Source organism: Bradyrhizobium sp. 138 (assembly GCF_023074075.1).
Taxonomy (GTDB): Bacteria; Pseudomonadota; Alphaproteobacteria; order Rhizobiales; family Xanthobacteraceae; genus Bradyrhizobium.
In genome coordinates this window covers 204360-215615 of record NZ_JADPKT010000020.1, presented here as the reverse complement: position 1 = coordinate 215615, position 11256 = coordinate 204360, and the positions used below count along the sequence as shown (strand labels likewise).

Sequence of the window (11256 nt, the reverse complement as noted above, 5' to 3'; positions counted from 1 at the left end):
CAAACCGGTGCGCGGCGCGCCGGGTGTAAATTTCGAACGACCACGCTGTTCAAAAAACATGTTGCCCAGCCGAGAGCCCAATCAAATGGCGCGTGGCCGTCGGTCGGGAGAGCTGTTGAGGGAGCGTTCGGAAAGTAAAAAAGCCGCTCCGCGGGCGAAGAAAATCGAGGCCCACTTGATCAAGAAATCTCAACCTCGGATATCGGCCAGTATCGAGCCGATATCCTCCCCTTGCCCACACCACGCGAGTGCAAGTTAACGAAAGATTAATCTAAGAAACGAATGGCAACAATCTGGAACTTCCAGACACACGAAATTGGAACCGGCCCGCAACGAGGGTGAGGCAGTTCGCGCGCTGGTTGTGCGGGCGCCCAAAAATTTGGCAGAGCCGGACAGGAATCCGTTGAACCTTGTCCCGTCCTGCAAAGACTTATGACAGCGATGATTTTATGATTTGGCTGCACGCATGCGTTCGTCACGCGTTTGGCACAAATCACAGCGGCGCAGCGTGGAAAGCCGACAACGCCACTGGATTTGTTTGCATCATTCCACCACGGCCGAAAGTAGCTGGCCTCGACGTCGCTGCAGCAATTGTGGGGAACGATCGCGAGCGCTCAATCTGTCTCACGCGCTAACCATTGTCAGCGGGCACAAGCCTGTTCGATTTCATTCAGGTAGGCCGCCCAGTTGAACGCGTAGGGTCCCACATCGGACAGCGCGGCTTCGCTTTCATATCCGTTCTCATATGCGAAGCCAGACCATTGCACGATGTCATCATTCCGCGAGACGCGCGCGGTGATAGCTCCGCACGCAACGTCCCCACATTCCGGACAGACAAACAAGGCCACACGCTTGCTGCCGCCGTTAGGAATGTCCGACGTCAGTAGCCGCGCGACCGTGCCATTCAAACGAAGGGCAAACTCTGGCTCGCGTTGAGGGTCCGAAAGACAACCGCACAAATCCAAGCTGGAGGCATCGGTCGCACCGAAGAGAGAGCGCCCATTGACGACAAAGTCGAAGGTGTATCTCTCCGTCTTCATGGGACTGGAGCAACCGCTCCGATGGAGCACCGCGAGTTTAAGCTGATAGGGCATTCCCAAGGCTCTGCCCCAAGGCTCTGCGCCTAGTCGGGTGTCAGGCCGTGTAAGCGGCCGGAAGGCAACCGACACCAGATGATCGCGACGACAATAGAGCGACCCGTCACCAAGCGGCGAACGAACGACAAATCCCGCAATAATATCAACGGCGATTGTTGGTAGCGGGGGAGGGACTCGAACCCCCGACCCCAGGATTATGATTCCCGTGCTCTAACCAGCTGAGCTACCCCGCCACAGGGCCCACGAACCGCCTGAAACGGCCGATCTCGCGAACGCGCGGCATATAAGGAAGGGGGCGGCGGGAAGTCAATCCGCCTTCGCTACGCTTCGGCGCGACAAGTCCAATTTGGGTGGAAAAGCGGGCGGTTTCGGCGCGGGATTCGCCTATTTCGGGCACCGGATTCGCGGAGAAGCCCCCTCACCCGGAATCCGCGCTTTGCGCGGATCCGGCCTCTCCCCGATGGGGAGAGGCGAAGGACGAGCTAGCTATTTCGGCCTTATATTCGGGTCGCCGCCGGGGCTGCCCGGGGGCGGGATCACCGGGGTGTTGCCGCCGCTGTCGGGGGCGGGGGCGTGCATCTCGGGATCGACGCCGGCGGGCGGGCAGAGCACGCCGTCGGACTTTGCCAGCTTGTCGCCGAGCGGTTCCCGGGACTGGCCGGTGGTGGTGCCGTCGGCCTGACGGTTCGGCCGGTCCTGCGGCGTGCAGTTCGCGGCATGTTGCGGGGATGGCGGCGCGGTCTGTTGCGGCGGCGTCGCCGGGGCGGGCGGGGCCTGCGCGATCGCGCTGCCTGAAGCGGCGATCAGGAGGCCAACCAGGATGATGTTTGATGTCGTGCGCATGGGAGAGAAACGCGCAGCTCGCGCGCCCCGTTCCCTGCCCGCATGATCACGATTTGCGGTAGCGGATCAGCGAGAAGTGCCCCATCGGCGGCATCGGACGGCGCTCGGCCAGCGTGACGCCGCCGTGCCTGGCGGCCCAGCCCTCGAGACGGGCCCACGGGAATTCCGGGCGCCAGCCGAGGCGGCGGGCGACGGGCGCGAAGGCCAGCTCGAACAGTTTTCGCGGGCCGGTCTCCGCGCCGATGTGGTTGACGAGGATCAGCTCGCCGCCGTGCTTGAGCACGCGCACGAACTCGTCGAGCGTGCCCTCGGGATCGGGCACGGCGGTGATGACATATTGCGCGACCACCGCGTCGAAGGCGTTGTCGGGGAAGGCGAGGTTTTTCGCGTCCATCACCGAGAGCACCTCGACATTGGACAGCCGAAGCGCACGCACCCGCGCCTGCGCCTTGCGCAGCATCGGCTCGGAAATGTCGACGCCGCAGATTCTCGTAGTGCGTGAATAATCGGACAGCGAGAGTCCGGTGCCGACGCCGACGTCGAGGATGCGGCCGCCGATGCGGTCGGCCTCGGCGATGGTCGACTGCCGGCCGGCGTCGAACACCTTGCCGAACACGAGATCATACACCGGCGCCCAGCGGCCATAGGCCTTCTCGACCCCGGCCCGCGAGATGTCTGCTGCCATGCCCCCTGCCCTAACAAAAACCTTCGAAAGGAATAACCATTGGTGAGATCAAATCCATCCCGGCGCGCGGTCTAGCGCCTCTCCCGCTTGCGGGAAAGGTGGACACGCTCGCAAGAGCGTGGCGGGTGAGGGTTCTTTCCTCTCGCGATATATCGCTGGCGGAGAAAGCCCTCGCCCCACCCCCCTCCCGCAAGCGGGAGAGGGGGCGCACCGACGTAGCGGCGACAGTCGGGCCAAATCTCGTCATTTCTCAGCCGCGCACGGCTTCCGCGAGCGGCCTTGCCGTGTCGCTGGCGAGCTTTGCCGCGGCGCTTTGAATGAAGCCGCCGCCGAGCACGCGTGCCTGCCCGCTGGCTGCGTCGTAGAACACGCAGGCTTGGCCGGGTGAGACGCCCTCCTCGCCGGCGACGAGCTCGACCTCGTAATGACCGTCTCCGCCGCGCAGCCAGGCGGGCTGCGGCGAGCGGGTCGAGCGCACGCGCACGAACAGCTCGAGGCCGCCGCCGATGGCGCGGTCGATATCGCCGTCGCCGATCCAGTTGACGTCGCGAAGTGCGATGCGGTGCATCTTCAGGGCATCGCGCGGGCCGACGACGACGCGGCGGGTGGCCGCCTCCAGCCGCACCACGAACAGCGGCGCGTGAGCTGCGATGCCGAGGCCGCGGCGCTGGCCGACGGTGAAATTGGCGATGCCGTTGTGCCGGCCGAGCACCCGCCCGTCGAGATCGACGATGTCGCCGGGGTCCATCGCGTTCGGGCGCAGGCGCGTGATGATGTCGGTGTAGCGGCCCGTCGGCACGAAGCAGATGTCCTGGCTGTCGTGCTTGTCGGCGACGGACAGGCCATAGCGCCGCGCGAGCTCGCGCGTCTCCGGCTTGGTCATGTCGCCGAGCGGGAAGCGCAGGAAGTCGAGCTGCTCGCGCGTGGTCGCGAACAGGAAATAGCTCTGGTCGCGGTCGGCGTCGGCCGCGCAGACCAGCGCACGCGAGCCGTTGTTGAGACGGCGCGAGGCGACGTAATGGCCGGTGGCGAGCGCCTGGGCCCCGAGCTCGCGCGCGGTCTTCAGGAGGTCGCGGAATTTGACGCTGCGGTTGCACTCGATGCAGGGCACCGGCGTTTCGCCAAGAGCATAAGAGTCGGCGAAATTGTCGATGACGGATTCGCGAAAGCGATCCTCGTAGTCGAGCACGTAATGGGGAATGCCGAGCTTGGCCGCGACGTCGCGCGCGTCGTGGATGTCCTGGCCGGCGCAGCAGGCGCCCTTGCGATGGGTCGCCGCGCCATGGTCGTAGAGCTGCAGCGTGATGCCGACGACGTCGTAGCCTTCCGCCTTCAGAAGCGCAGCCGTCGTCGAGGAGTCGACGCCGCCCGACATGGCGACAACGACCCTGGTGTCCTCAGGACGGCCTTCGAGATCCAGACTGTTGCGCATGGGCCTTAAGGTTTGTGGCGGCGGCGTGCGGCGATCCGCGATGTCATGCTTCTCGCGGGACATCGGCGATCCCCGGGAACCCTGGTTCCCGAATGGTACGACTGCCCGGTCGAAAGCGGCTGAGAGTAACCTCTTTAATATAGGCGGCATTCCGGTGAAGCAATCACAGGGGCGGCCAGCTTAGGGCAATTCTTGCCGGGGGGCAGAAATGGCGGGGTCGCGGCCGGCCTAGCGGCGGCGGCTCCAAATCGTCAAGCTATTGATTTTGTTATTTAAATATACACAGCAAGACGCTGGCCCGCTCCTTGCTCCCCTGATGCCGAAGTTGTTTCCGAGGGGTCGCCTGTGGTCGGTCGTACGTCAGATGTCGTGGCAAGCGTGCAGGTTTCGAGCGCGCAGCAAAAGCCTACCCGGTCGCAGAGTGCCAAAGAGCCGTCCGCGAACGATAGCTTCGGGTCGCTGGTCGACAGCAACACCCAGGCGATCAGCACCAATGCCGCCGCGCAGGCCCAGGATAACGCGCCGCGGCGGAGCGATTCGTCCTCGTTGGACAAGGGCCCGCGCGACACTTCATCCACCGAGCCGCCCCCGCAGAGCAAGGCGAGCGACGATACCGATACGTCCGCGCCCGCGGGGAACGACGAGGCGAGCGGTACGGCCGCCGATCCGGCCAAGGACGCCGGCAAGGTCAAGGACACGTCCGAGACATCCGACGCCAAATCGGCTGATACGTCCGAAGAAGCCAAGGGCGATGAGACCGAAGCCAGCGATGGGCTCACCGCCGCCGCCGATGCCGCGGCGATCGCGCCGACCGACGCGGCGCAGGCCGCCTTGCCCGATCCCAACGCGATCGTGGTGGCAGCACCGGTCGTCCCGGTCGATCCGAACGCAACGGCGAACCAGGCCGCCACCGCCTCGCCGCTGACGATCGCCGCCGCCGGCCTCGCCGCCAGCGCCTCGACCGCGGCGCAGATCGCCGGCCCCAAGACCGACACCGCCACGCCGGCCGACAAGAGCGCCAAGACCGCCGGCGCCAAAGTCGATGCCGATACCTCGGCGACGCTGGCCGATGCCGCGACTGGAGCGACCGACGCGGCCGCGACCGACGCCAAGCCGACCGGCGGACTGATCCCCGCCAATCCCGGCACGCCGAAGACCTCGTTCCAGGCTGTCGCCACGGCGCAGGGACAGTCCGACGTCTCCAATATCGGCCAGGACACCGGCAAGGCGAACGCTGCCACGGTACCGGCGCCCGGCGCTGCGACCGCCAACGCCGCCGCGCATGCGCAAAGCGCAAAGCTGCAGGCAGATGACAGTGCGACCGACGCCAAGCCCGGCGCCGCGGACCGCAACCCCGACACGATCCCGGCCGCACCGGCCGCCCAGGCCCATGCCAATGCGCAGGCCGCTTTCAACACCACCGACGCCAGCGCGCAGGCGGCCTCCGCCGTGCAGGCGCCGCTGACCAACACGACCTCGACGGCGTCCGCATCGACCGCGACGCTGACCGCGACCGCGGCCACCGCGACGGCGGTGCCGATCAACGGCATTCCGGTCGAGATCGCGGCCGCCATCCGCTCCGGCAAATCCCGCTTCGACATCAGCCTCGATCCGGCCGAGCTCGGCCGCATCGACGTCCGCATCAATGTCGACCGCGCCGGCAACGTCACCTCGCATCTCACGGTGGAAAAGCCGGAGACGTTGCAGATGCTGCGCCAGGACGCGCCGCAATTGCAGCGCGCGCTCGACGATGCCGGCCTCAAGACCGGCAGCAACGGGCTGTCCTTCAGCCTGCGCGACCAGAATTCATCGGGCCAGAACTCCGGCCAGAACAACGACAATGGCGGCAATGCCCGCCGGCTGATCATCAGCGAGGACGAGACCGTTGCTGCCGCACCCGTCGGGCGCGGCTATGGCCGCATGTACGGGCCGAGCAGCGGCGTCGACATCAGAGTGTAGGGAGTATTGGACATGACCACGACTGGCGCCACCGCCCCTTCCGTCGTCTCCGGGACGACCGACCTGCCGAAATCCTCCTCGTCGAACTCGCTGAGCTCGACCACGGGATCGACGCTCGCCGGCAACTTCCAGACCTTCCTGACGCTGCTGACCACGCAGTTGCAGAACCAGAACCCGCTGGATCCGCTCGACACCAACCAGTTCACCCAGCAACTGGTACAGTTCGCCGGCGTCGAGCAGCAGCTCAAGACCAACGATGCGCTGTCCCAGCTCGTCACCCTGCAGCAGACCACGCAGGCAACCCAGGCGCTGGGCTTCGTCGGCAAGACCGCCCTGGTCGACGGCTCGACCGCGACCATGACGAAGTCGTCGGCGACCTGGCATCTCAACGTGCCGACCGACTCGACCGTCGACATCACCGTCGCCAATGCCAGTGGCCAGACCGTGTTCACCGGCAAATACACCGCCGCCGCCGGCACCGACATTCCCTTCACCTGGAATGGAATGGGCAATGACGGCACGCAATGGCCCGACGGCAAGTACACGATCTCGGCGACGGGCAAGGACGTGGCGAACAACAATGTCGGCATCGCCGCCCAGGTGCAGGGCGTGGTGTCGTCGGTCGACCTGACCCAGTCGCCGCCGCTGCTCACCATCGACGGCGCCAGCTACACCCTGAGCCAGGTGAAGAGCATCATCGCGACGAGCAGCAATTGAGGCGGGGGCACGAGCCACATATTCGGTGTCATCCCCGCCCTAGTGCGTAATTGGGTCCCGGCGCCCCGAGCGCCATTGCGCACTAGGCCGGGACGACGCTGAGAGAGCCCCTTACGGGCCCCATTCGTTATTAAAGTATTTACGAAATCCCCCTCGACTGGCCCTGACGCCGGCCGAGGACGAGTGCGTTCCAGCCATTTTCAACGAGAATTGTATTGAAGCCTTAGGCTTAGCGGATTTTTAAGCCGCCGGGCGTAGGGTTACGGCGTGAGTTCAGTGGTTGAGAGTTTGTGAGTACGCCATGACAGAACCCCATCGCCCGAGGGTAAAATACGTCATCGGGCCGGACGGTAGTCCGTTGACGATCGCGGATCTGCCTGCACCCGGCACCAAACGCTGGGTCATCCGCCGCAAGGCCGAAGTCGTCGCCGCTGTCCGTGGTGGACTTCTTTCGCTCGAGGAGGCCTGCAGCCGTTATACCCTGACGGTCGACGAATTCCTCTCCTGGCAGTTTTCCATCGACCAGCATGGTCTGGCGGGCCTTCGCACCACCCGTATCCAGCAATATCGCCAGTAAGGCGATCCGGAAAACTGCGGCTTTTGACGAAAATCGGCCTCGCCCTGCGAGGCCGATTTTTTTCATATCGCTCTTTGGCGCTACTTTTGTCCGACCTCTTAACCTTCGTTAACCATATCGAAACCATCCCCTAGGCAATAATTGCCCAGTCGGCCTTTCCGGTGAAAGCGGCCGAATCTGTTGGGGCGGTTGCTTGCAAGGTCTTGCGGACTTTTTGAAGAGTATCGGCGCCGCCCGGTTCGGGGCGATGATCGCGGTCACCGCCGCGCTCATCGGCTTCTTCGCGTTCGTCATCATGCGCGTCACCACGCCGCAGATGACGACGCTGTTCACCGACCTCAGCGTCGAGGACTCCTCCGGCATCATCAAGGACCTGGAACGCCAGGGCATCCAGTTCGAGATCCGCAATGAGGGCGCCATCATCATGGTGCCCAAGGACAAGGTCACGCGGCTGCGGATGAAGCTCGCCGAGGGCGGCCTGCCCAAGGGCGGCGGCGTCGGCTACGAGGTGTTCGACAAGTCGGACGCCCTCGGCACCACCTCTTTCGTCCAGAACATCAATCACCTCCGCGCGCTGGAAGGCGAGCTCGCCCGCACCATCCGCGCCATCGACCGCATCCAGGCCGCCCGCGTCCATCTGGTGCTGCCCGAGCGCCCGCTGTTTGCGCGCGAGGCGCCGGAGCCGTCGGCCTCGATCGTGGTCCGTGTCCGCGGCGCGCTGGAAGCCCAGCAGATCCGCGCCATCCGCCATCTTGTCGCCTCCGCCGTCAACGGCCTGAAGCCGCAGCGGGTCTCGATCGTCGACGAGGCCGGCCAGCTGCTCGCCGACGGCGCGGCGGCCGATCCGGAGCAGGCGGTCGGCGACGAGCGCCGCATCTCCTTCGAGAAGCGGATGCGCAAGCAGGTCGAGGACATCGTCTCCTCCGTGGTCGGATCGGGCCGCGCCCGCGTGCAGCTCTCCGCCGATTTCGACTTCAACAAGGTGACCCAGACCTCGGACAAGTACGATCCCGAAGGCCGGGTGCTGCGCTCGAGCCAGACCCGCGAAGAGCAGAGCATGACCGCCGACAACAACGGCCAGGTCACCGTCAACAACGAGCTGCCCGGCAACCAGCAGAACAACGGCGTCGCGGCCAAGGATCAGAGCAAGAAGACCGAAGAGACCAACAATTACGAGATCTCCCGCACCACCAAGACCGAGGTGACCGAGGCCGGCCGGGTCAACCGCATCTCGGTCGCGGTGCTGGTCGACGGCATCTATTCCAAGAACGACAAGGGCGAGCTGGCCTATCAGGACCGCACCAAGGAGCAGCTCGATCGCATCGCCGCGCTGGTGCGCTCGGCGATCGGCTTCGACCAGAAGCGCGGCGACCAGGTCGAGGTCGTCAATCTGCGCTTCGCCGATGCGCCCTCCACCGCCCCGATCGGTGAACCCTCAGGCTTCCTCGCCATGCTGCAGTTCACCAAGGACGACGTCATGTACTTCGTCGAGCTCGGCGTGATGATGCTGCTCGGCCTGATCGTGCTGTTCCTGGTGATCCGCCCGCTGGTCAAGCGCATCCTCGCGTCCGACGAGGTCGCCGCCGCCATCTCCGGCGTGCTCATCGGCCCGGCGGCTTCCGAAGAGGCCGTGCCGGCCGCCCAGCCGCTCCTGCCGAGCGGCGCCGCCAGCGCGATCGACGTCGCCACCATCCAGGGCCAGGTCCATGCCCAATCCGTTCACCGCGTCGGCGAGCTCGCCGAGCGTAATCCCAACGAAACCGTCGCCATCGTCCGCCAATGGCTGAGCGAATCCGCAAAGTAATACGAGAAGTGATCTGACATGGCCGCCGCATTGCAAAACGCCAACAGCAACGACATCACCAGCGTGATCTCCACGCTCGGTCAGCGTGCCAACACAAGGTCAAAGGACGGCAAGCCGGCCGAACAATTGTCCGGACCGAAGCGCGCCGCGATCCTGATGCTCGCGCTCGGCGAGCAATATGGCGGCAAGATCTGGAGCCTGCTCGACGACGACGAGGTGCGCCAGCTCTCGCTGGAAATGTCGACGCTCGGCACCGTCGAGGTCGACACCGTGGAAGACATGCTGCTCGAATTCGTCTCGCGCATGTCGGCCTCCGGCGCGCTGATGGGCAATTTCGACGCCACCGAGCGCCTGTTGCAGCAATATCTGCCGCCGGAGCGCGTCAACGGCATCATGGACGAGATCCGCGGCCCTGCCGGACGCAACATGTGGGAGAAGCTCTCCAACGTGCAGGAAGAGGTCCTCGCCAACTACCTCAAGAACGAATATCCGCAAACCATCGCGGTGGTGCTGTCGAAGCTGAAGCCGGAGCACGCCGCGCGCGTGCTCGGCATCTTCCCCGAGGAGCTCGCGCTCGACGTCGTCAACCGCATGCTGAAGATGGAGGCGGTGCAGAAGGAGGTGATCGAGAGCGTGGAGAAAACGCTGCGCACCGAATTCATGTCCAATCTGTCCCAGACCCGCCGCCGCGACGCCCACGAGGTGATGGCGGAAATCTTCAACAATTTCGACCGCCAGACCGAAACCCGCTTCATCACCTCGCTGGAGGAGGACAACCGCGAATCGGCCGAGCGCATCAAGGCGCTGATGTTCACCTTCGACGACCTCGTGAAGCTCGATTCCGGATCGGCCCAGACTCTCATGCGCAACGTCGACAAGGACAAGCTCGGCGTCGCGCTCAAGAGCGCCAACGAGGACGTTCGCAACTTCTTCTTCGGCAACATGTCCTCACGCGCGGCCAAGATGCTCCAGGACGACATGGCGGCGATGGGCCCTGTGCGCCTGCGCGACGTCGACGAGGCCCAGGCGCTGTTGGTCAACCTCGCCAAGGACCTCGCCGCCAAGGGCGAGATCATGCTGACCAAGAACCGCGCCGACGACGAACTGGTGTACTGATGGCCGCTCCGGCGAAATTCCTGTTCGATACCGACTTCGCGGCACCCGAGCGGGCGACGCGCGAGAAGGCCGCGACCGCCGCCGAGATCGCGCAGAAGGTCGCGGAAGCCGAAGCGCGCGCCTATCAGGACGGCTTTGCCGCCGGCCAGCGCGAAGCCAAGGCCGAGAGCGACCGCCGCGTCGCGCTCGCCATGGAAGAGATCAACATCGGCATCCGCGGCATCGCGTCCGGTATCGGCGGCATCGAATCCAAGATGGAAACCGAGGCGGTCGACGTCGCGTTGGCGGTCGCGCGCAAGCTGTGCGCCGACCTCGTCGCCGCGGAGCCGCTCGGCGAGATCGTCGCGCTGGTCAAGGACTGCTTCTCGCATCTGGTCGCGACGCCGCATCTCGTCGTCCGCATCAACGATGCGCTCTACGACGCCGCCCGCGACAAGATCGAGCGGCTCGCCAAGCAGAGCGGCTTCGAGGGCCGGCTGGTGATCCTGGCCGAACCGGAGATTGCCACCGGCGACTGCCGGATCGAATGGGCCGATGGCGGCGTCGTGCTGGAGCGCGGCGCCATCGCGGCCAAGATCGACGAAATGGTCGGACGCTATGTCGCGTCCCGCAGGGGGAGTTAACCCATGAGCGACACCGACGGACAGGTCCCGCTGCCCGATCTCAACGGCCCGATGCCGCCTGCCGGCACGGACGTCGGCTACACTGAGGACGAATATGCGGCGCGCGCCGCCGCCGACCTCGAGGCCGTGTTCGACGTTCCCGTCCAGGTCTCGGCGGTGCTCGGCCGCTCCAAGATGGACGTCAGCGAGCTCCTGAAGCTTGGACCCGGCACCGTGCTCGAGCTCGATCGCCGCGTCGGCGAAGCCATCGACATCTACGTCAACAACAAGCTGGTCGCCCGCGGCGAAGTCGTCCTGGTCGAGGACAAGCTCGGCGTGACCATGACCGAAATCATCAAGACCGAACGCACGTAATCATTACGCGAACAGGGAATGACGCGCGGCAGCGCGACCAGACGGACAG

Annotated in this window: 11 protein-coding genes and 1 tRNA gene; 7 read left to right on the top strand and 5 right to left on the bottom strand. The window is 65.2% G+C overall.

Going from position 1 to position 11256, the window contains the following annotated elements; genetic code table 11:
• Positions 1 to 641: 641 nt before the first annotated feature.
• From IVA79_RS11610 to mnmA, 5 genes are all read right to left on the bottom strand, one after another.
• Complete coding sequence (locus IVA79_RS11610; protein WP_247552974.1) at positions 642 to 1094, bottom strand: hypothetical protein; 453 nt, start codon at positions 1092 to 1094, stop codon at positions 642 to 644.
• Positions 1095 to 1253: 159 nt separating this feature from the next.
• Positions 1254 to 1330: transfer RNA gene (locus IVA79_RS11605), tRNA-Met, on the bottom strand.
• Positions 1331 to 1583: 253 nt separating this feature from the next.
• Complete coding sequence (locus IVA79_RS11600; protein WP_247552973.1) at positions 1584 to 1940, bottom strand: hypothetical protein; 357 nt, start codon at positions 1938 to 1940, stop codon at positions 1584 to 1586.
• A 46-nt stretch (positions 1941 to 1986) separates the two neighbouring features.
• Positions 1987 to 2625: a class I SAM-dependent methyltransferase gene (locus IVA79_RS11595; protein WP_247552971.1), complete on the bottom strand. Its 639-nt coding sequence runs from the start codon at positions 2623 to 2625 to the stop codon at positions 1987 to 1989.
• 250 nt (positions 2626 to 2875) lie between these two features.
• On the bottom strand, positions 2876 to 4057 hold the full coding sequence (mnmA, locus tag IVA79_RS11590; RefSeq protein ID WP_247552968.1) for a tRNA 2-thiouridine(34) synthase MnmA: 1182 nt from the start codon (positions 4055 to 4057) through the stop codon (positions 2876 to 2878).
• A gap of 345 nt (positions 4058 to 4402) precedes the next feature.
• On the opposite strand from mnmA, the gene IVA79_RS11585 reads away from it, so the two are divergent.
• The 7 genes from IVA79_RS11585 (at position 4403) to fliN (ending at position 11207) form a co-directional block, all read left to right on the top strand.
• Entirely contained in the window at positions 4403 to 6016 is a 1614-nt protein-coding gene (locus IVA79_RS11585; RefSeq protein ID WP_247552966.1) for a flagellar hook-length control protein FliK, read from the top strand.
• A gap of 12 nt (positions 6017 to 6028) precedes the next feature.
• The gene (locus IVA79_RS11580) at positions 6029 to 6733 is read left to right on the top strand and encodes a flagellar hook capping FlgD N-terminal domain-containing protein (protein ID WP_247552964.1); all 705 of its coding nucleotides are present in this window, start codon (positions 6029 to 6031) and stop codon (positions 6731 to 6733) included.
• Positions 6734 to 7034: 301 nt separating this feature from the next.
• On the top strand, positions 7035 to 7310 hold the full coding sequence (locus tag IVA79_RS11575) for a DUF1153 domain-containing protein (protein ID WP_002714638.1): 276 nt from the start codon (positions 7035 to 7037) through the stop codon (positions 7308 to 7310).
• 193 nt (positions 7311 to 7503) lie between these two features.
• A complete protein-coding gene (gene fliF / locus IVA79_RS11570) occupies positions 7504 to 9114 on the top strand; it encodes a flagellar basal-body MS-ring/collar protein FliF (RefSeq protein WP_247552961.1) in 1611 nt (536 codons plus the stop codon).
• Positions 9115 to 9132: 18 nt separating this feature from the next.
• Positions 9133 to 10230 carry a flagellar motor switch protein FliG gene (fliG, locus tag IVA79_RS11565; RefSeq protein WP_247552959.1) on the top strand — a complete coding sequence of 366 codons (1098 nt, stop codon included), beginning with the start codon at positions 9133 to 9135 and terminating at the stop codon, positions 10228 to 10230.
• A complete protein-coding gene (locus IVA79_RS11560) occupies positions 10230 to 10853 on the top strand; it encodes a FliH/SctL family protein (protein WP_247552957.1) in 624 nt (207 codons plus the stop codon). The genes fliG and IVA79_RS11560 overlap by 1 nt, the downstream gene beginning before the upstream one ends.
• A 3-nt stretch (positions 10854 to 10856) precedes the next feature.
• Positions 10857 to 11207 carry a flagellar motor switch protein FliN gene (gene fliN, locus IVA79_RS11555; protein WP_247552955.1) on the top strand — a complete coding sequence of 117 codons (351 nt, stop codon included), beginning with the start codon at positions 10857 to 10859 and terminating at the stop codon, positions 11205 to 11207.
• Positions 11208 to 11256: the final 49 nt, after the last annotated feature.

Excerpts from the sequence above, each read along its gene's own strand:
- IVA79_RS11610 (WP_247552974.1), bottom strand. The coding sequence starts at position 1,094 with ATGCCCTATCAGCTTAAACTCGCGGTGCTCCATCGGAGCGGTTGCTCC.
- IVA79_RS11600 (WP_247552973.1), bottom strand. The coding sequence starts at position 1,940 with ATGCGCACGACATCAAACATCATCCTGGTTGGCCTCCTGATCGCCGCT.
- IVA79_RS11595 (WP_247552971.1), bottom strand. The coding sequence starts at position 2,625 with ATGGCAGCAGACATCTCGCGGGCCGGGGTCGAGAAGGCCTATGGCCGC.
- mnmA (WP_247552968.1), bottom strand. The coding sequence starts at position 4,057 with ATGCGCAACAGTCTGGATCTCGAAGGCCGTCCTGAGGACACCAGGGTC.
- IVA79_RS11580 (WP_247552964.1), top strand. The coding sequence starts at position 6,029 with ATGACCACGACTGGCGCCACCGCCCCTTCCGTCGTCTCCGGGACGACC.
- IVA79_RS11575 (WP_002714638.1), top strand. The coding sequence starts at position 7,035 with ATGACAGAACCCCATCGCCCGAGGGTAAAATACGTCATCGGGCCGGAC.
- fliG (WP_247552959.1), top strand. The coding sequence starts at position 9,133 with ATGGCCGCCGCATTGCAAAACGCCAACAGCAACGACATCACCAGCGTG.
- IVA79_RS11560 (WP_247552957.1), top strand. The coding sequence starts at position 10,230 with ATGGCCGCTCCGGCGAAATTCCTGTTCGATACCGACTTCGCGGCACCC.
- fliN (WP_247552955.1), top strand. The coding sequence starts at position 10,857 with ATGAGCGACACCGACGGACAGGTCCCGCTGCCCGATCTCAACGGCCCG.